Origin of the sequence: Streptomyces sp. NPDC026092, from assembly GCF_040638605.1 — a bacterium.
In the GTDB taxonomy this organism is placed as follows: Bacteria; Actinomycetota; Actinomycetes; order Streptomycetales; family Streptomycetaceae; genus Streptomyces.
The window spans coordinates 1-18,006 of record NZ_JBEZYN010000003.1 but is presented as its reverse complement, the minus strand read 5'-3'; the positions used below and the strand labels follow the sequence as shown (position 1 = coordinate 18,006).

At 73.2% G+C, this 18,006-nt stretch carries 16 protein-coding genes and 2 rRNA genes; 3 read left to right on the top strand and 15 right to left on the bottom strand.

The window, feature by feature from the left end; translation table 11 throughout:
• Window positions 1-6: 6 nt before the first annotated feature.
• On the bottom strand, window positions 7-1,524 hold the full coding sequence (locus AB0F56_RS05055) for an APC family permease (RefSeq protein WP_362004080.1): 1,518 nt from the start codon (window positions 1,522-1,524) through the stop codon (window positions 7-9).
• Window positions 1,525-1,683: 159 nt separating this feature from the next.
• Here AB0F56_RS05055 and AB0F56_RS05050 point away from each other — a divergent pair, with 159 nt between their 5' ends.
• Complete coding sequence (locus AB0F56_RS05050) at window positions 1,684-3,306, top strand: PucR family transcriptional regulator (protein WP_362004077.1); 1,623 nt, start codon at window positions 1,684-1,686, stop codon at window positions 3,304-3,306.
• 276 nt (window positions 3,307-3,582) lie between these two features.
• Here the strand turns inward: AB0F56_RS05050 and AB0F56_RS05045 are convergent, their stop codons facing one another.
• The 6 genes from AB0F56_RS05045 to AB0F56_RS05020 form a co-directional block, all read right to left on the bottom strand.
• Window positions 3,583-4,674, bottom strand: a complete 1,092-nt coding sequence (locus AB0F56_RS05045; RefSeq protein ID WP_362004075.1) for a glycosyltransferase family 4 protein — start codon at window positions 4,672-4,674, stop codon at window positions 3,583-3,585.
• Window positions 4,675-4,775: 101 nt separating this feature from the next.
• A complete protein-coding gene (locus AB0F56_RS05040; protein WP_362004072.1) occupies window positions 4,776-5,510 on the bottom strand; it encodes a hypothetical protein in 735 nt (244 codons plus the stop codon).
• Between the two features lie 60 nt (window positions 5,511-5,570).
• Window positions 5,571-7,289, bottom strand: a complete 1,719-nt coding sequence (gene recN / locus AB0F56_RS05035; protein WP_362005078.1) for a DNA repair protein RecN — start codon at window positions 7,287-7,289, stop codon at window positions 5,571-5,573.
• Window positions 7,290-7,493: 204 nt separating this feature from the next.
• Window positions 7,494-8,423, bottom strand: coding sequence for an NAD kinase (locus AB0F56_RS05030; RefSeq protein ID WP_362004070.1), 930 nt, complete (start codon window positions 8,421-8,423; stop codon window positions 7,494-7,496).
• Window positions 8,420-9,235, bottom strand: a complete 816-nt coding sequence (locus AB0F56_RS05025) for a TlyA family RNA methyltransferase (RefSeq protein WP_362004066.1) — start codon at window positions 9,233-9,235, stop codon at window positions 8,420-8,422. The genes AB0F56_RS05030 and AB0F56_RS05025 overlap by 4 nt, the downstream gene beginning before the upstream one ends.
• Window positions 9,236-9,272: 37 nt before the next feature.
• The gene (locus AB0F56_RS05020; protein ID WP_362004064.1) at window positions 9,273-9,593 is read right to left on the bottom strand and encodes a hypothetical protein; all 321 of its coding nucleotides are present in this window, start codon (window positions 9,591-9,593) and stop codon (window positions 9,273-9,275) included.
• Between the two features lie 43 nt (window positions 9,594-9,636).
• On the opposite strand from AB0F56_RS05020, the gene AB0F56_RS05015 reads away from it, so the two are divergent.
• Complete coding sequence (locus AB0F56_RS05015; protein ID WP_362004061.1) at window positions 9,637-9,984, top strand: SCP2 sterol-binding domain-containing protein; 348 nt, start codon at window positions 9,637-9,639, stop codon at window positions 9,982-9,984.
• Here AB0F56_RS05015 and AB0F56_RS05010 read toward each other — a convergent pair.
• The 4 genes from AB0F56_RS05010 to AB0F56_RS04995 all read right to left on the bottom strand — a co-directional run bounded on the left by AB0F56_RS05010 (window position 9,973) and on the right by AB0F56_RS04995 (window position 14,146).
• Window positions 9,973-10,809 (bottom strand): ABC transporter ATP-binding protein, encoded by an 837-nt coding sequence (locus AB0F56_RS05010; protein WP_362004059.1) that lies wholly within the window; start codon window positions 10,807-10,809, stop codon window positions 9,973-9,975. The two genes, AB0F56_RS05015 and AB0F56_RS05010, sit on opposite strands and share 12 nt — an antisense overlap.
• 62 nt (window positions 10,810-10,871) lie before the next feature.
• Window positions 10,872-11,900: an iron chelate uptake ABC transporter family permease subunit gene (locus AB0F56_RS05005; protein ID WP_362004056.1), complete on the bottom strand. Its 1,029-nt coding sequence runs from the start codon at window positions 11,898-11,900 to the stop codon at window positions 10,872-10,874.
• On the bottom strand, window positions 11,897-12,856 hold the full coding sequence (locus tag AB0F56_RS05000) for an iron chelate uptake ABC transporter family permease subunit (RefSeq protein WP_362005075.1): 960 nt from the start codon (window positions 12,854-12,856) through the stop codon (window positions 11,897-11,899). Before AB0F56_RS05000 ends, AB0F56_RS05005 begins: the two co-directional genes overlap by 4 nt.
• Before the next feature lie 213 nt (window positions 12,857-13,069).
• Window positions 13,070-14,146, bottom strand: coding sequence for an HAD hydrolase-like protein (locus AB0F56_RS04995; protein ID WP_362005072.1), 1,077 nt, complete (start codon window positions 14,144-14,146; stop codon window positions 13,070-13,072).
• 82 nt (window positions 14,147-14,228) lie between these two features.
• Here AB0F56_RS04995 and AB0F56_RS04990 point away from each other — a divergent pair, with 82 nt between their 5' ends.
• Window positions 14,229-15,503, top strand: a complete 1,275-nt coding sequence (locus tag AB0F56_RS04990; protein WP_362004054.1) for a DUF1015 domain-containing protein — start codon at window positions 14,229-14,231, stop codon at window positions 15,501-15,503.
• 52 nt (window positions 15,504-15,555) lie between these two features.
• Here the strand turns inward: AB0F56_RS04990 and AB0F56_RS04985 are convergent, their stop codons facing one another.
• The 4 genes from AB0F56_RS04985 to AB0F56_RS04970 form a co-directional block, all read right to left on the bottom strand.
• The gene (locus AB0F56_RS04985) at window positions 15,556-16,353 is read right to left on the bottom strand and encodes a hypothetical protein (RefSeq protein ID WP_362005070.1); all 798 of its coding nucleotides are present in this window, start codon (window positions 16,351-16,353) and stop codon (window positions 15,556-15,558) included.
• Window positions 16,290-17,291: a hypothetical protein gene (locus AB0F56_RS04980; RefSeq protein WP_362005122.1), complete on the bottom strand. Its 1,002-nt coding sequence runs from the start codon at window positions 17,289-17,291 to the stop codon at window positions 16,290-16,292. The genes AB0F56_RS04985 and AB0F56_RS04980 overlap by 64 nt, the downstream gene beginning before the upstream one ends.
• A gap of 394 nt (window positions 17,292-17,685) precedes the next feature.
• A 5S ribosomal RNA gene (gene rrf / locus AB0F56_RS04975) occupies window positions 17,686-17,802 on the bottom strand.
• A gap of 110 nt (window positions 17,803-17,912) precedes the next feature.
• A 23S ribosomal RNA gene (locus tag AB0F56_RS04970) occupies window positions 17,913-18,006 on the bottom strand; the annotation flags it as partial.

Here is an 18,006-nt window from a genome sequence, read left to right as displayed (position 1 = left end):
GGGGGTTCAGCTCTGCGATACCGGGGCGGGGGCCTTAGGCCGCTCGTCGTCGTCGCGCTCGGTCGCGTCCTCCAGGACGATCCGGCCGATGATCGCGTACCGCTCGGGCTGCCGGGCCTTGAGGTAGAGGCCGAGGCCCAGGCCGCCGAAGAAGACCGCTCCGACGATCCACGGGATCGCCTTGAAGAGGAGGGAGTCGGCGGCGAGCCCCGCCGCGGTCTCCATGTTCATGACGAGCAGGACGACAACGGCGGTCATCCCGATCCCGCCGAGCAGCGGCGCGGTGAACGTCCTGAACCAGTGCCGGTCCTCGGGGTGGTTGGTGCGGAAGTAGCCGATGACGGCGAAGGAGCAGAGGGTCTGCACGATGAGGATCGCCATCGTGCCGAGGATCGCGAGCAGCGTGTAGAGGTGGATGTACGGGTCCTGTCCGGTGACCCAGAAGGCGCCGACGAGGAGGACCGCGATGGCGCTCTGGACGTAGGAGGCGATGTACGGGGAGCCGTGCCGGGCGTGGGTCCGGCCGAGGGCCGGGTGGAGGAAGCCCTCGCGGCCGATGGCGTACAGGTAGCGGGAAGCGCACTGGTGGAAGGCCATGCCACAGGCGAAGGAGCCGGTGAGCAGCAGCCACTGGAAGGCGTCGACCGCCCAGGCGCCGATGAAGGACTGGGTGGGCGCGAAGAACAGGTCGAGGGGCGAGGCGGAGGAGGACAGCTTCACGGAACCGGAGAGCCCGTTGCCGGCGATCGTCATCCAGGAGACGTAGATGTAGAAGAGTCCGACTCCCACGACGGAGACGAGGGTCGCCCGGGGGATGACGCGCTTGGGATCGCGGGATTCCTCTCCGTACATCGCCGTCGACTCGAAGCCGACCCATGACCAGAAGGCGAAGAAGAGACCGAGCCCGGCGGAGGCGCCGGTGAAGGCGTTCTTGGGGTTGATCGGCTCGACGGGGATGCCGTCGGGGCCGCCGCCGGCGATCAGGACGGCGGTGGCGACGGCGAACAGGACCGCGATCTCGGCGACCAGCATCACGCCGAGCGCCTTGGCGGTGAGGTTGATGTCGAAGTACGCGAGGACGGCGGTGACGGCGAGCATCGCCGCCGCGTAGACGATCCACGGCAGGTCCCAGCCGAGCTGGTCGGCGACCGTCGTCTTGGTGAAGTAGGCGAACACGCCGACGATGGAGGCCTCGAAGACGATGTACGCGAGCACGGCGAGCATCCCGGAGGCCATGCCGGCGATCCGGCCGAGGCCGTGCGAGATGTAGCCGTAGAAGGCGCCGGCGGCGGTGATCCGCCTGGCCATGGCGACGTAGCCGACCGAGAAGACGGTCAGGACGAGCGTCGCGAAGAGGTAGCCGGCGGGGGCGCCGGTGCCGTTGCCGAAGCCGACGGCGATGGGGAGGTTGCCGGTCATCGCCGTGATCGGGGCGGCGGTGGCGACGGCCATGAAGACGACGCCGACGACACCGACCGAGTTCGCCTTGAGGCGCTGCACCTCGCGGGTGGGGTTGTTTGCCATGGCCGGAGAGGATCCTCCGGGGTGACGTACGCCACAATCGACATGGGGTCGCACAATTGGCCTATGGGAGCGACGAGTTGTCGACGGAATGGACGATCTGTCGGCCCGTGTGACCGTGGTGTGATGTCGCCGCAACATGGACACGGGTAGCGTCCGGCCATGGACAATCAGGGCGGGATCACCGTGCAGCGGGCGCTGGAGCTGCCCGGGCTCCGCAGCGGCCTCCCGGAGGTGGTCGCGGGCGCGGACCGGCTGAACCGGACCGTGCGCTGGGTGCACGCGGGCGAGGTCCCGAACATCGCGTCGCTGCTCAAGGGTGGCGAGCTGCTGCTCACGACGGGCCTCGGCCTGGGGACGCGCCCTGCGGAGCAGCGCGCGTTCGTACGCCGACTGGCGGACCGCGGCATCGCGGCCCTGGTCGTGGAACTCGGCCCCCGCTTCTCCCGCCTGCCGGCCACGATCGTGGAGACGGCACGCGCGGCGGGCCTCCCCCTGGTGCAGCTGCACCGCGAGGTCCCCTTCGTGGCGGTGACCGAGGAGATCCACACCGAGATCGTGAACGGCCACTACGCGCTGCTGCGGCAGGCGGAGGAGGTCCACCGTCAGTGCACGGAGGCACTGCTCGGCGGGGGCGGGGTGCCTCAGGTCCTGCGGATCCTGGCCGACTTCACGGCGAACCCGGTCTTCCTGGAGACGGCGGACGGCCAGCTGCTCTACGCGGCGGGTACGGAGTCGGGACCTGCGGACCCGCTCCAGGTCTGGGACGGGCTGCGCGGCCAGCGCGCGGCGCGCGAGTCGGGCCCGCCGACGGGCGCGGTGCTGGTGGACGTACCCGGAGGCGGACCGGGCACGGGCTCGGTCCGCGCCCGCCTGGTCCTCCTGGCGGTCGACGGCCCGCTGTCCCAGCTCCACCGCATGGCGGCGGAACGGGCGGCGGGCATCCTGGCGGTCGTCCTGATGCAGGCGCGGCAGGAGGAGGAGCTTGCGGCGCGGGGCCGCGGCGACTTCCTGACGGACCTGGCGGAGGGCAGGATCACGCCGGAGGACGCCCCGGCACAGGCCAGGGTCCTGGGCTTCCGCCCGGGCGAAGGCCCCCTCCTCCCCGTGGTGATGCGCCTGGCTTCGGACCTGTCCCCCTCGGGCAACTGGTCCCTGCTGGCGAGGGCGGTCCTGGAGGAGCTGTCCTCGGTGGGCGTCCCGGTCCTGCTGGGCGTACGCCCGGTGGAGGGCCGGGTGCCGCTCCTGCTCGGCCTGCGCTCGGAGTCGGAGCGTACGGCGGTGGCGGACCGGGTCGCGGCGGCGCTGCGGGCGGGTGTGGAGCGGGCCGGCCTGGAACGCGGGGGCGGCCTCCCGCCGGTGGTCGTGGTGGGCGTCGCGGGCGGCTGGGCGGCGGCGTCGGCGTCCCTGCGGCACGCGGGCGAGACGGCGACGGCGGCGCAGGGCCTCTCGGACCGCCCCTGGTACGACGCCCGCCGCCTGGACATCGACCTCCTCCTGTGGCGCCTGCGCGAACACCCGGACCTCGCGGCCTTCGTGGACCGCGCGATCGGCCCCCTGCGGGACCACGACCGCACGTCCCGCCCGCCACTGCTCCCCACCCTCGAGACCTACCTGGCCCACGCGGGCCGCAAGGCGGAAACGGCCCGCGAACTCCACCTCAACCGCCAGACCCTCTACAACCGCCTGGCCCGAATCTCCGAACTCCTGGGCACGGACCTGGACGACCCCCAGACAGTCCTGGCCCTCTCCCTGGCCCTCCGAGCCAGACGCCACACCCCGTAACCGACCAAGCCCACCCCCGGGACCCGAACGCCCACCCGCGGCGCGAAGCCGCCGCTCCCGGGGCAGGGGCGAAGCCCCGTCCCCAAACCCGCCCCACCGGGGCACAGGGCCACGCGCCCACCTCCGCGGCGCGAAGCCGCCGCGTCCGGGGGCAAGCCCCACCCCGACCCACCCACGGCGCGAAGCCGCCGCGCCGGGGGAAAGGGGGCGGAGCCCCCCGGTCTCGTCAGGGTTTCGGGGAGGGGTGGGGGATTCCGCCCCGCCCCCGTCACACCGTCAGCGCCGGCCCGACAGCTCGTCGTACACGCTCAACACATGCGCGATCGTCTCGTCCTCCGTCGGCCACGTCCGCGCCTGCACCCGCCCCGCCGCCGCCAGGTCCATCCGGCGGTCCGTGTCCTCCAAGAGGCCCCGCACCGCCGCCGCCAGCGCCGCCGCGTCGCCCCACGGGACCAACTCCGCCGCATCACCGACCAGTTCCGGCACCCCGCCCACCGCCGTCGCGACCAGCGGCACGCCCAGCCGCAGGGCCTCCTGCGCCAGCAGGGAACGGGCCTCCCAGCGCGACGGGAGCACCGCCACGTCCGCCGCCGCCAGCAGCTCCGCCACGTCGTCCCGACGGCCGATCAGCCGGACCGCCAGCCCCTCCGCCTCGACCCGCCGCTGCAACGCCGCCCGCTCGCGCCCCTCCCCCGCGATCACCAGCAACGGCTGCGGGTCGAGATCCCGCCACTCCCGCGCCGCGTCGAGCAGCAGCCCGTACCCCCGCTCCGGCACCAGCGCCCCGACCGCCATCAACAACGGCCGGTCCACCGCCCCCAGTTCCGCCCGCGCCTTGCCGTCGTGCAGGCAGACCGGCGCGCGCGACGCGGGCACCGTCACCGGAGCGAGCCGCGCGTCCCGCGCCCCGCGCCGCCGCGCCCGGTCGACCAGCTCCGACGAGGTCCCGAGGACGACGGCCGCCGCCCGCGCCGTACGTCGTTCGAGCAGCCGCAACAGCCCGCCCCGCGCCCCGTCCACATGGTTGCGGGTGTGCCAGGTCGTCACGAGCGCCGGCCCCCGCACCCCTCCCGACCCCGACAGCGCGAGCGTCGCCCGTACCGAGGCGTGCAGCCCGTGCGCGTGCACCACGTCCGCGCCGATGCAGGCGTTGCGGAGCTGCGCGACCGTCGCGGGGTCGTTGCGGCGCGGGACGGGCACGAAGTGCGCGCCGGCGCCGATGAAGTCGTAGGCGCGGTCGAGCTCGGCCGGGGCGCACACGGTCACCCGCACGCCCCTCGCCACCAGCCCCGAGGCAAGTGATCGGACGTGAGCGCTACTGCCCGCGCTGCCGCCGCCCAGCACTTGGACCGTACGGAGCTGTGTCACGGCCCCAAGGATGCCAGCCCGTACGCACGTTCCGGCACCGAAGCCCCCTCATGGCCGTGTCGTGGCCGTCGCCAAGGCCTCAACGCGCCGCGCGCTTTCACTCACACGGGTGAACGCGCGAGGTCGCTGACCTGGTCTCCGTACACCGCCGCCGCGACGAGCCCCGCCGCGTGGACCGCGAGTCCGAACCGACCGTTCCCGGCGGCGATCGCACTGCCGACCGCCGCTCCGAGCGCGTGCGCGCCCGTGTCACCGAGCATGGTCCGCTCACCGAGGTCGTCCACGAGGACGGCGGCCGCGGCGCCCATCGGCGCGGCGGCGAGCGCTCCACGCAGCAGTCCGGGGGCCCCGAGCCCGAGAACCGTCAACGCGGCGCGCCCCGGGGCGACATCCACGAGGTTGACGAAATGCGCGGTGCCGGCGATCACCACACCCGCGAGGACCTTGTCGACGGGACGTTCCTTCAGGAGCGCCCCGGCAACGAGCCCGGCCGCGCCGATCCCGAAGAGCTTCACGGCTCCGCTGGTGACCTCGCCGTCACGCAGGGCCTCCAGGTGCGCCCGGAAGCCCCGGCGGTGGTCGCCCTTCCAGTCGTCGTACGCCCCGCACGCCCCGGCGGTGAGCACGGCGAAGGCGGCCGGCCCGCTCCCGGCCACGACGGCGGCACCGGCGGCTCCTACGGCGGTGGCGGGCCCGGCCCACAGGTCGACGCTCCGCCCGGCGTGGTTCTCCCGCCGCCACCGCGCGTCCCCGCGCCCCCGCAACGCCACGTACGCGGCCCGACCGACCCCGGCCGCCACGACGAACGCCCCGACCCTGCCCCAATTCCCACTCATACGGCCCAGCGTAGGCAACCCCCGCACGAGCCCCACGAGCCCCCTGCAAGGGCCGGGCCCTCAGCCGTCCGCCCGCGCCGTGGCCAGCAGCTCCTCCGCGTGCGCCCGCGCCGTCTCCGAGTCCTCCTGGCCCGCCAGCATCCGCGACAGCTCGCGCACGCGGTCCTCGCCCTCCAGGACGGTGACGCCGGACCGGGTCACGGAGCCGTCGTTGGTCTTCTCCACCAGCAGCTGCCGGTCGGCGAACGCCGCCACCTGCGGAAGGTGGGTGACCACGACGACCTGCGCCGACTTGGCGAGCTTCGCGAGGCGACGGCCGATCTCCACGGCCGCCTTGCCGCCGACGCCCGCGTCGACCTCGTCGAAGAGGTACGTCGGCACCGGGTCCGTACCCGCGAAGACGACCTCGACCGCGAGCATCACCCGGGACAGCTCACCACCGGACGCGCCCTTCGCGATCGGCCGCGGCGGTGCCCCCGGGTGCGGGGCGAGCAGCAGTTCGACCTCGTCGGCGCCGGACGGCGAGTACGCGACCGGGCGGCCGCCGACCTCGACCCCGTCCGGGTCCTCGGTCTGGCTGATCGCGAACGACACGCGCGCGTGGGGCATGGCGAGGGAGGCCAGTTCGGCGGTCACGGCCTCGGCGAACCGGGCCGCCGCCTCCGTACGGGCGTCGGTGAGCGCCTGCGCCAGAACGGACAGCTCGGACCGCAGCGCGTCCCGCTCGGCCGTCAGCTCGCCGACCCGGTCGTCGTCGCCCTCCAGTTCGGTGAGCCGGGCCGCGCTCTCCTGCGCCCACGCAAGGACGGCCGCGATGTCCGCGCCGTACTTCCGGGTGAGCTGCGTCAGCGCCGCGCGCCGCTCCTCGACGACGGCGAGCCGTCGCGGGTCGGCGTCCAGGTTGTCGGCGTACCCGGCCAGTTCCCCGGCCACGTCGGCGAGCAGGATCGAGATCTCGCCCATCCGGTCCGCGAGCGCGGCGAGCGCCGGGTCGTGCGACCGTACGGCCTCCAGGGCGCGCCCGGCCCCCGCGACCAGGGTCGTCGCGTCGACGGCCTCCGGGTCCTCGGGCTGGCCCGCGAGGGCGGCGTGCGCGAGCGCGGCGGCGGAGGCGAGGGCCTCGGCGTGCCCGAGCCGCTCCGCTTCGGCCGCCAGCTCGACGTCCTCACCGGCCAGCGGCTCGACGGCCTCGATCTCGCCGAGCCCGAAGCGCAGCAGGTCGGCCTCCTGGGCCCGCTCGCGCGCCCGGGTGGTGATCTCGTCCAGCTCGGCGACGACGGCCCGCAGCCGCCGGTACGCCTCCGAATACGCGGCCAGCGGTACGGAGACGGCCTCCCCCGCGTACCGGTCGAGCGCGCCGCGCTGCCGGGCGGGCTTGAGCAGGCCCTGCTGGTCGGTCTGGCCGTGCACGGCGACGAGTTCGTCGGCGAGTTCGGCGAGCAGCCCGACCGGCACCGAACGCCCGCCGAGATGGGCCCGGGAACGGCCCTCGGCGGAGATCGTCCGGCTCACGAGCAGCGCGCCGTCGTCCAGCTCGGCGCCCGCCTCCGCGGCGCGCACGGCGACGCTCGCGCCCTCGGGCAGCGTGATCCGCCCCTCGACGACGGCCGAGCCGGCGCCGATCCGCACCAGGGCGGGGTCGGCGCGCCCGCCGAGCAGCAGCCCCAGGCTGGTCACGACCATGGTCTTGCCCGCACCGGTCTCGCCCGTCACCGCGGTGAAACCGGGCGACAGCTCGACAACCGCGTCGTCGATGACCCCGAGCGACCGTATCCGCATCTCCTCCAACACGGAGAAGACCTTACGAGGTCCGGCCCCACCTGTGCGACGGCCCCTGCCGGAACGGGGTGAACCCGCAGGTCGGACGCACCCCTGGTCACCCGTGGGGGTGGGCACCACGCCGACGGCACCAGGCCGAGGACGCCATGCCGACAGCGCCACCCCCCGGCGCCGGCGCCACGCCGACCGCGCCACCCCTGCCGCTCAGTGCGGCGCGCCCCGCCACCCCGACACGGGCAGCGCGAACTTCGCCACCAGCCGGTCCGTGAACGAGGCGTGGTGCAGCCGGGCGAGCCGTACCGGCACCTCGCCGCGCCGGACCTCGACCCGCGCGCCCGCCGGGAGTTCGACCGTCCGGCGGCCGTCGCACCACAGCACGCCGTTCGGCGTGTGCGGCTCGACCTCCACCGCGAGCACCGACTCCGGCGTCGTCACGAGCGGCTTGGCGAACAGCGCGTGCGCCCCGATCGGCACCATGAGCAGCGCCTCGACCTCGGGCCAGATCACCGGCCCGCCGGCCGAGAACGCGTACGCCGTCGAGCCCGTCGGGGTCGCGCAGATCACCCCGTCGCAGCCGAAGCCGGTGACCGGACGGCCGTCGATGGCGAGCACGACCTCCAGCATCCGTTCCGGGGAGACCTTCTGCACGGCCGCCTCGTTCAGCGCCCAGTCCCGGTGCAGCACGTCGCCGTTCTCGTACACGACGACGTCGAGGGTCATGCGCTCCTCGACCTCGTACGCCCGTGTCACGACCCGGTCGACGACCTTGTCGAGGTCGTCGCGCTCGGCCTCCGCGAGGAAGCCGACCCGGCCCAGGTTGACGCCGAGCATCGGCACGCCGGACGCCCGCGAGAACTCCGAGCCGCGCAGCAGCGTCCCGTCACCGCCGAGGACGACGAGCAGCTCGCAGCCCTCCAGCGCCTCGGCGCAGGCCTCCGGCACCGTCTCCACGGACGGCGGCAGCGGCAGATCGGCCGCCTCCGCCTCCAGGACACGGACGCCGATCCCGCTGCGCAGCAGCCCGAGGACGACGAGTTCGGCGCTGCGCACGGCGGCCGGACGGCCGGTGTGCGCGAGCAGGAAGACGGTACGCGTACCCGTACCGGTACCAGGTGGTGCGGTCGTTGAGCTCAACGAGGTCCCTCCGCCACGGCGCGGTCGACATCCGCCGGATCGAGCGCGGGCGCCCCTGCCCGCAGCCACAGAAAGTACTCGACGTTGCCGGAGGGGCCGGGCAGCGGGCTGGCCGTCACGCCCAGGACCCCGAGCCCGAGCTCGCCCGCCTGGCGCGCCACGTTCTTCACCGCGTCGCCGCGCAGCTGCGTGCTGCGCACCACACCGCCCGTACCGAGGCGTTCCTTGCCGACCTCGAACTGCGGCTTGACCATGAGCACGAGGTCCGCGTCGGGCGCGGTGCAGCGCACCAGGGCGGGGAGGACGAGGCCGAGCGGGATGAAGGAGAGGTCGCCGACGACGAGGTCGACGGGGGCGCCGTCGATGGCGTCGAGGGTCAGCTCGCGTACGTTCGTCCGGTCCTTGACGGTGACCCGGTCGTCGCTCTGCAGGGACCAGGCGAGCTGGCCGTAGCCGACGTCGACGGCGACGACGTGCGCGGCCCCCGCCCGCAGCAGGACGTCCGTGAACCCGCCGGTCGACGCGCCCGCGTCGAGCGCCCGCCGGCCCTCGACCGTCAGCCCTTGGGGTACGAAGGCGGCGAAGGCACCGGCGAGCTTGTGGCCGCCGCGCGAGACGTAGGACGGGTCACTGTCGTCCGCGGCGACGACGATGGCCGCGGCCGTCTCGACCTGGGTGGCGGGCTTGGTCGCGACCGTCTTGCCGACGGTCACCCGCCCCGCCGCGATCAGCTGGCTGGCGTGCTCGCGCGAGCGGGCGAGCTCACGGCGTACCAGCTCGGCGTCCAGACGGCGGCGTGCCACTCCTGCCACGTTCGGTTCAGCTCCTGAGGTCGTACGGCGGTGTCGGTCAGGGACCGGGGGTCGGTCCAGGGCCGGGCGTCGGCCCGGAACCGGGTGTCGGTCCGGGGCGGACGGCGTCGAGCGAGGTCAGCTCGTCGCGCAGTCCACGGTGTACATCCTCGTACACCTCCAGGTGTCCGTCCGCCGGAAGGCTGTCGGCGTCGGCAAGCCGCTCCAGGAGGGCGTCCACGACGGGCCGGCCGGTGGGGACGCGCACGACGCCGAGCGGCGCGGGCCCGACGGGCTCGAACCCCGCCTCCTCGACCGCACCTGGGTCTCGCCCGTCCCGGGCCTCGGCCTCCGGCGCTGCGTCCGTCACGTCACTCATGCGCCCGACGCTATCGCGAAGCCCTGGGGTACGGTCGACGGCGATGGCCACGATCGAGGAGTGCCGCAGCGCACTCGACAAACTTTCGGACAATCTCACGCGCGCCGACGGCGAGGTCCGCAGCGCCGCCGCGCTCGACCGCAGCCTGAGCTGCCACATCACGGACCTGGACACCACGTTCACCGGCCGCCTCATGGACGGCCGGATCCAGGTCCAGGACACGGTGCCGGGCCCGCCGCCCGCCAAGGCGCAGATCCGCCTGGCGATGACGGGCGACGACCTGGTGGCGATGGTGGACGGCGAGCTGAACTTCGCGAAGGCCTGGGCCTCCGGCCGGGTCAGGCTGGAGGCCGGCTTCCGCGATCTGCTGAAGCTGCGCTCACTTCTGTAGCGACCGGTCGGCGGGCCGCCCGGTCGCCCGTGCCTTGCGCCCCGCGGGCACGACCAGCGGCGTTCCCGTCTCCGGGTCCTCGATGACCTGACAGCGCACCCCGAAGACCCGCTCGACGAGCTCGGCCGTGACGACCTCGGCGGGCGGGCCCTCCGCGACGACCGCGCCGTCCCGGCAGGCGATCAGGTGGGTGGCGTACCGGGCCGCGTGGTTGAGGTCGTGGAGGACGGCGACGAGCGTCCGGCCCTGGGTCTCGTGCAGCTCGGCGCAGAGGTCGAGGACGTCGATCTGGTGCTGGATGTCGAGGAAGGTCGTGGGCTCGTCGAGGAGCAGCAGCGGGGTCTGCTGGGCGAGCGCCATCGCGATCCACACCCGCTGACGCTGGCCGCCGGACAGCTCGTCCACGTACCGCTCCGCGAGTTCCGCGACGCCGGTCGACTCCATCGACTCCTGGACGATCCGCTCGTCCTCGGGCGACCACTGGCGCAGCAGTCCCTGGTGCGGGTAGCGGCCGCGGGCCACCAGGTCGGCGACCGTGATGCCGTCGGGGGCGATCGAGGACTGCGGCAGCAGACCGAGGGTCCTGGCGACCTTCTTCGTCGGCATGCTGTGGATGCTCTGCCCGTCGAGGAGCACCCGGCCCTGGGAGGGCTTGAGCATCCGGGAGAGGGCGCGCAGGAGGGTCGACTTGCCGCACGCGTTGGGCCCGACGATGACCGTGAACGAGTTGTCGGGGATCGCGACGGACAGCTCGCGGGCGATGACCCGCTGGTCGTAGGCGAGGGTGACCGACTCGGCGCTGAGCCGCTGGGCCTGACGGTCCATGGAGGTGCTCCTGAGTTTCCTGTCGTGTGAAACGTTCGAATCCGTCGTGCGGGCCGTGGGCGTCATATGCGCCCCGCCTTCCGCTCCGTGACGAGCAGCCACAGCAGATAGCAGCCGCCGAGCACTCCGGTGACGACGCCCACCGGCAGCTGCCGGTCGCCGAAGGCATGGGTCGCGGTCCAGTCGGCGACGAGCAGCAGCGCGGAGCCCATGAGGGCGGAGGCGGCGAGGTTGGGTCCTGGTGCGCGGGTCAGCCGGCGGGCCAGCTGCGGGGCGCTCAGGGAGACGAACACGATGGGCCCGGCGGCGGCCGTGGCCACGGCGACGAGCACGACGGCGGAGGACATCAGCACGATCCGGGTCCGCTCGACCCGCACCCCGAGCGCGTACGCGGAGTCGTCGCCCATCTCCAGCATCCGCAGCGCCCGCCCGTGCCCGAGGACCAGCGGGACGAGGACGCAGCAGACGGCGAACAGCGGCCAGAACTGCGCCCAGTCCCGCCCTTCCAGCGAGCCGGTCATCCAGACCGTGGCGCGGGTCGCGTCGACCAGGTTGGCCTTGGTGATGAGGTAGTGGATGACGGCGGTGAGCATCGCGGCCGCGCCGATGCCGACGAGGACGAGCCGGTAGCCGTGGATCCCGCGCTTCCAGGCGAGGAGGTAGATCACGGCGCCCGTGATCAGGCCGCCGACGACCGCGCCCCCGGCGGCGGCCATGGCGCTGCCCTGGAAGAGCACGATGACGCCCAGCGCGCCGACGGTGGCGCCCTGACCGAAGCCGATGACGTCGGGGCTGCCGAGCGGGTTGCGGGAGATCGACTGGAAGACGGCGCCGCCGATGCCGAGCGCCGCGCCGACGAAGACGGCGACGAGGACGCGCGGCAGCCGCAGGTCCATCACGGCGAACTCCTGTACGGGAGTTCCGTCGCCGAGCAGCGTGGCGAGGACGTCGCCCGGGGCGATCGGGAAGTCGCCGCTGCCGATGAGGACGACCCCGGCCGCGAGGGTGGCCACGACCAGCAGGAGCGCGGAGAGCGCGGCGCGGGGCTCGTACCGTACGGAGAACCCGCCACCGGTCCGTATCGACTTCACAGCTGGGCCATCCTCTTGCGGCGGACGAGGTGGATGAAGACGGGCCCGCCGACGAGCGCGGTGACGATGCCGACCTGGAGCTCGGAGGGGCGGGCCACGAGCCGGCCGATCACGTCGGAGCCGAGCAGCAGGGCCGGCGCGAGGACGGCCGCGTACGGGAGGATCCAGCGCATGTCCGGGCCGGTGAGGGCGCGGACGAGGTACGGGACCATCAGCCCGAGGAACACGATGGGCCCGCAGGCGGCGGTCGCGGCGCCGCACAGCAGCGTGACGGCGACCATCGCGAGGACCCGGGTGCGGTTCAGGTTGGCGCCCAGCGCGCGGGCGGTGTCGTCGCCCATCTCCATGGCGTTGAGCGGCCGGGAGATCAGCAGGGCGACGACGACCCCGACGAGGATGAACGGCGCGACGCGCCGCACGGTGTCCATGTCGGCGGAGGCCAGCGAGCCGACGGTCCAGAAGCGGAGCCGGTCGAGTGCGGCCGAGTTCAGGAGCTGGACGGCGTTGACGTAGCCGTAGAGCGCGGCGGTCGCGGCGGTGCCGGCGAGCGCCAGGCGCACGGGCGTGGCGCTGCGGCTGCCGCCGAGGACGTACACGACGACGGAGACGGCGGCGGCCCCGAGGAACGCGAACCAGACGTAGGCGTCGACGTCGGTGATCCCGAGGAACGCGATCGCGGAGACGACTGCCGCGGCGGCCCCGGCGTTCACGCCGAGCAGCCCGGGCTCGGCGAGCGGGTTACGGGTGAGGCCCTGCATGACAGCCCCGGAGAGCCCGAGGGCGACGCCGACGAGCAGCCCGAGGACGGTCCGGGGGACGCGGACGTCACGGATGATGACGCCGTTGCCGGTACCGGTGTTGTGGAACAGCCCGTGCCACACATCGCCGAGCGGCACGGGTTTGGCACCGATCATGATGCTCAGGACACAGACCAGCAGCAGCACCACGACGCCCACGACAAGCCCGAACGCCCGCACGGAATGCCTGCGGCCCGTCGCCTGGGGGGATTTCGTAGCCTCCGCGCTCGCTCGGGAGGAACTCTCGACCAACACGAGGTTAGGCTAACCTACCCTACCTTTCCCCCACCCCAACGGCCCCAAGGCTCCCAGTGGTCACAGGGGCCACAGGGGCCACGTAGGTCACAAGCACCCGAGCGGCCCCACCGACCGTCACATCCCCAACCGCTCCAACGCCTTCCCCGCGTCCAGCCCACAGGCCCCGGCCCCCGCCTCCGACCACGCCGCCCCGCACAGCGCCCGCACCCCGTCCATGACGTCGAGCGCTCCGGGCTCCCCGACCGCCCCCGCGCCCTCAAGCAGCAGCGCGCCCCCGCTCACGGACGCCCGCCACCCCCCGCACACGAACGCCCCACCCGTCTCCACGACCTCCGGCTGCCCCACCAGGAGCCCCCGCAGGTCCGCCGAGACGTACGTCGGCCGGTGCTCCGGCACCGCCGCGAGCAGCTGCGCCACGTCCGTCACCCCGGTGAACACCAACAACGAGTCCACGCCCCCGTTGAACGCGCCCTCGATGTCCGTGTCCAGCCGGTCCCCGACCACCAACGGCCGCCGCGCCCCCGTCCGCAGTACGGTCTCCCGGTGCATCGGCGGCAGCGGCTTCCCCGCCACCGTCGGCTCCACGACACCGCCCGTGGCGATCCGTACGACCTCCACCGCGGCCCCGTTCCCCGGCCCGATCCCCCGCGCGCCGGGAATCGTCAGATCGGTGTTGGACGCGTACCACGGCACACCCCGCGCCACGGCGTACCCGGCCTCCGCGAACCGCGCCCACGGCATGTCCGGCCCGCCGTACCCCTGGACCACCGCCGCGAGGCCCGGCACGTCCGCCGACTCCACCGGCTCCAGGCCCCGCTCGCGCAGCGCCACGCGAAGCCCCTCCCCGCCGACGACGAGCACCGGCGAACCGGCGGGCACGTCGTCGGCGATGAGCCGCGCCACCGCCTGCGCCGAGGTGATGACGTCGCCCGCCTCCGCCGGCACCCCCAGCTCGGTGAGGTGCGCGGCCACCGCCTCCGGCGTCCGCAGCGCGTTGTTGGTGACGTACGCGAGGTGCATCCCGCCGGCCCGGGCGACCGTCAGCGCGTCGACGGCGTGCGCGATCGCCTCACCGCCCGCGTAGACGACACCGTCCAGATCGAGCAGCGCCGTGTCGTACGCCTCGCTCAGCGCGACCGCACTGCCGTCGAGCACCGTCCTGGGCCGCCCGCCCTGGCCACCGTCACCCATACCCACCACACACTCCTCGCCTGAAAGCCGTCCCCGCTCCCCCGATCATCGCTCATTGCCACCGCGCACTTACGATTGCTCAATGAACACCAGTGGTCCTGCGGCCGACGACGGTCTGCACCTGGTCCCGTTCCGGGGACTCCGCTACGTCCCCGAACGGGTCGGCAGCCTGGCCGCCGTGACCTCGCCCCCGTACGACGTCGTCGTCCGGCCCGACGGTCTCCACCATCTGGAGTCCGCCGACCCGCACAACATCGTCCGGCTGATCCTTCCGCAGGCCATCAGCCCGGGCACCCGCCACCGCAAGGCCGCCGTCACCCTCGACCGCTGGCTCGCGGACGGCGTCCTCGCGCCGGACCCCGAGCCCGCGCTCTACGTGTACGAGCAGAGCAGCGGCGACATCCTCCAGCGCGGCATCATCGGCGCCCTGGAGCTCACCACCCCGGCCGAGGGCATCGTCCTCCCCCACGAGGACGTCATGCCGCACGTCGTCGAGGACCGCGCCGACCTGATGCGCACCACGGCCGCCAACCTGGAGCCGCTCCTCCTCACCTACCGGGGCAACGGCGGCGGACCGGCCGACGTCATCGAACGCACCGTCCGGCGCACCCCGCTCCTCGCCACGACCACGGAGGACGGCTTCAGCCACCGCCTCTGGGCGATCACGGACCCGGCCGAACTCGCGGCGGTCTCCGCCGGCCTGGCCGAGCACCAGGCGCTGATCGCCGACGGCCACCACCGCTGGGCGACGTACCTCCGCCTCCGCGAGGAACACCCCCAGCCCGGCCCCTGGAACTACGGCCTCGTCCTCCTCATCGACACGGCCCGCTACCCCCTCCGCGTCCGCGCGATCCACCGCCTGCTCAACCGCCTCCCCGTGGCGGACGCCCTCGCGGCCCTCGGCGACGACTTCCGGATCCGCCGCCTCGACGCCACGCTCCCGGACGCCATGACGTCCCTCGCGGCCGCCGCGACGGACGGCAACGCCTTCCTCCTGGCCGGCGACGGTACGTTCCACCTCGTGGACCGCCCCGCCCCGGAGCTCCTCGCCCGCACGATCCCCGAGGACCGCCCGCAGGCCTGGCGCACCCTGGACGCGACGGTCCTGCACGCCACGCTCCTGGACCACCTCTGGCACATCCCGGACGCCCCGGAGGACATCAGCTACATCCACGACACGGAGGCGGCCGTGGAGCAGGCGGAGCGCCGGGGCGGTACGGCGGTACTGATGCACCCGGTACGGGAGGACGTCGTACGGGACCTGGCACAACAGGGCGTCACGATGCCCCGCAAGTCGACGTCCTTCGGCCCGAAGCCGGCCACGGGCCTGGTGCTGAGAAGCCTGGCGCTCGACTGAGGACATGCGAAAGGGCGGTACCCCCGAGGGGGTACCGCCCTTTCGTCACGCATCAGCCCCGGTCGTCGGGCTGGTCGTCATCCGCTACGTCGGTCTCGTCGGCGACATCGACGCTCCCGGACGGCTCCCCGTCCCGGCCCCCGTCCACGTCGTCGTTCTCGTCCTCGTCCTCGTCGATGGCGTCCACGAACTCGACACCGTCCAGCTCGGCGAGCCGGTCGGAGGCGTCCGTGGCCCCGTCCTTGTCCGCCTCGAGCGCCTTGGCGAACCACTCCCGCGCCTCGGTCTCCCGCTCGGCCGCGAGCAGCGCGTCGGCGTAGGCGTACCGCAGGCGCGCGGTCCACGGGTGAACGGCGCTGGACGCGAGCTCGGGGCTCTGCAGCGTCACGATGGCAGCCTCCAGCTGCCCCATGTCGCGACGGGCGCCGGCGGCGACGAGCCGCATCTCGACCTGCCCGGCCTTGTCCAGCTTCTGCACCTCGGGCTCACCGGCCATGGCGAGCGCCCGCTCGGGCCGGCCCATGCCGCGCTCGCAGTCGGCCATCACGGGCCACAGCTCGACGCCACCGGTCATCCGCCGCGCGGCCCGGAACTCGGCCAGCGCCTCGGAGTACTTCTGCGTGGCGTACGCGGCGAAACCGGCGGCCTCACGGACGGCGGCGACGCGCGAGGCGAGCCGCAGGGCGATGCGCGAGTACGCGTAGGCCTGCTCCGGGTCTTCGTCGATCAGGTCGGCGACCATGACGAGGTTACGAGCGACGTCCTCGGCGAGCCCCTTGGGCAGGCTCATGAGCTCCTGGCGCACATCGTCGTCGATCTCGTCGCCGGTGACCTCCGGCGGGATCGGCAGCCGCTTGATCGGCGCCCGGTCGGTCCGGTCACGGTCGTCACGCCGCCCGTAGCCACCGCCACGGTTGTCGTCACGCCCGCGGTACCCGCCGCCACGGCTGTCGTCGCGACGGTCGTCACGCGGCCGGTCGTCGCGACGGAAGCCACCGCCACGGTTGTCGTCCCGACGGGGCCCACGGGGCCGGTCGTCCCGCCCACGGAACCCGCCACCACGGTTGTCGTCCCGACGGTCGTCACGCGGCCGCTCGTCACGCCGGTCATCGCGACGGAACGAAGGACGCTCGTCACGGCGGTCGTCACGGGGCCGGTCGTCACGACGGAAGGAAGGACGGTCATCACGGCGGTCGTCACGAGGCCGGTCGTCGCGACGGAACCCGCCACCACGGTTGTCATCGCGACGGTCGTCCCGACGGAAGCCACCACCACGGTTGTCGTCACGGCGGTCGTCCCGACGGAAGCCACCACCACGGTTGTCGTCACGGCGGTCGTCCCGACGGAACGACGGACGGTCAGCATCACGGCGGTCGTCACGCGGACGGTCATCGCGACGGAACGAAGGACGGTCGTCGCGACGGTCGTCACGGGGCCGGTCATCACGACGGAAGGAAGGACGGTCATCACGGCGATCGTCACGAGGCCGGTCATCACGACGGAAACCGCCACCACGGTTGTCATCGCGGCGATCGTCGCGACGGAAGCCACCACCACGGTTGTCGTCACGGCGGAACGACGGACGCTCGTCACGCCGATCGTCACGCGGCCGGTCATCACGACGGAACGACGGACGGTCGTCACGGGGCCGGTCGTCACGACGGAAGGAGGGACGGTCGTCGCGACGGTCGTCACGCCGGAAACCGCCACCACGGTTGTCGTCACGACGGTCATCGCGGCGGAAGCCACCGCCGCGGTTGTCGCCGCGGCTGTCAGGGCGACGGTCATCACGGGGACGGTCGTCACGGCGGTCGTCACGCGGACGGTCGTCACGACGGAACGACGGACGGTCGTCGCGACGGTCGTCGCGCGGCCGGTCGTCACGGCGGAAACCGCCACCGCGGTTGTCGTCACGCCGGTCATCGCGGCGGAAGCCGCCGCCACCCCGGTTGTCATCACGACGCGGGCCACGGAAGCCGCCCCGCTCGCCACCGTCCCTGCGACGCGGCTCGCGCTCCGGACGGTCGTCGGGAGAGTTGGTGGACATCGACGTGACTCCTGTCTTCGGGTACTGCAGTCATTCTCGCGCAGCCGGCAGCCCGACGCGCTTCGGAAAAATCAAGAAAAACAAAAGGACCCTTGGTCCCAGCGTGAACGCTGGGACCAAGGGTCCTGAAAGATTGTTCGGCGGCGTCCTACTCTCCCACAGGGTCCCCCCTGCAGTACCATCGGCGCTGAAAGGCTTAGCTTCCGGGTTCGGAATGTAACCGGGCGTTTCCCTAACGCTATGACCACCGAAACCCTATCGGGTTCTAGCGAACAAGCACACTTTTCAATTAATTAAGTGAAACTGGTTCAACCGGTGCGACTGTTCGCAACCCGGGAACCACACAGTGGACGCGAGCAAATGAGGACAAGCCCTCGGCCTATTAGTACCGGTCAGCTCCACCCATTACTGGGCTTCCACATCCGGCCTATCAACCCAGTCGTCTACTGGGAGCCT

What these genes read in the sequence shown, in the direction of transcription:
- AB0F56_RS04980 (WP_362005122.1), bottom strand. Translation starts at nt 17,291, where the DNA reads ATGACCGTCGCCCTGACAGCCGCGGCGACAACCGCGGCGGTGGCTTCC.
- AB0F56_RS05020 (WP_362004064.1), bottom strand. Translation starts at nt 9,593, where the DNA reads ATGAGTGACGTGACGGACGCAGCGCCGGAGGCCGAGGCCCGGGACGGG.
- AB0F56_RS04990 (WP_362004054.1), top strand. Translation starts at nt 14,229, where the DNA reads ATGAACACCAGTGGTCCTGCGGCCGACGACGGTCTGCACCTGGTCCCG.
- AB0F56_RS05050 (WP_362004077.1), top strand. Translation starts at nt 1,684, where the DNA reads ATGGACAATCAGGGCGGGATCACCGTGCAGCGGGCGCTGGAGCTGCCC.
- AB0F56_RS04995 (WP_362005072.1), bottom strand. Translation starts at nt 14,146, where the DNA reads ATGGGTGACGGTGGCCAGGGCGGGCGGCCCAGGACGGTGCTCGACGGC.
- AB0F56_RS05015 (WP_362004061.1), top strand. Translation starts at nt 9,637, where the DNA reads ATGGCCACGATCGAGGAGTGCCGCAGCGCACTCGACAAACTTTCGGAC.
- AB0F56_RS05055 (WP_362004080.1), bottom strand. Translation starts at nt 1,524, where the DNA reads ATGGCAAACAACCCCACCCGCGAGGTGCAGCGCCTCAAGGCGAACTCG.
- AB0F56_RS05010 (WP_362004059.1), bottom strand. Translation starts at nt 10,809, where the DNA reads ATGGACCGTCAGGCCCAGCGGCTCAGCGCCGAGTCGGTCACCCTCGCC.
- recN (WP_362005078.1), bottom strand. Translation starts at nt 7,289, where the DNA reads ATGCGGATACGGTCGCTCGGGGTCATCGACGACGCGGTTGTCGAGCTG.
- AB0F56_RS05040 (WP_362004072.1), bottom strand. Translation starts at nt 5,510, where the DNA reads ATGAGTGGGAATTGGGGCAGGGTCGGGGCGTTCGTCGTGGCGGCCGGG.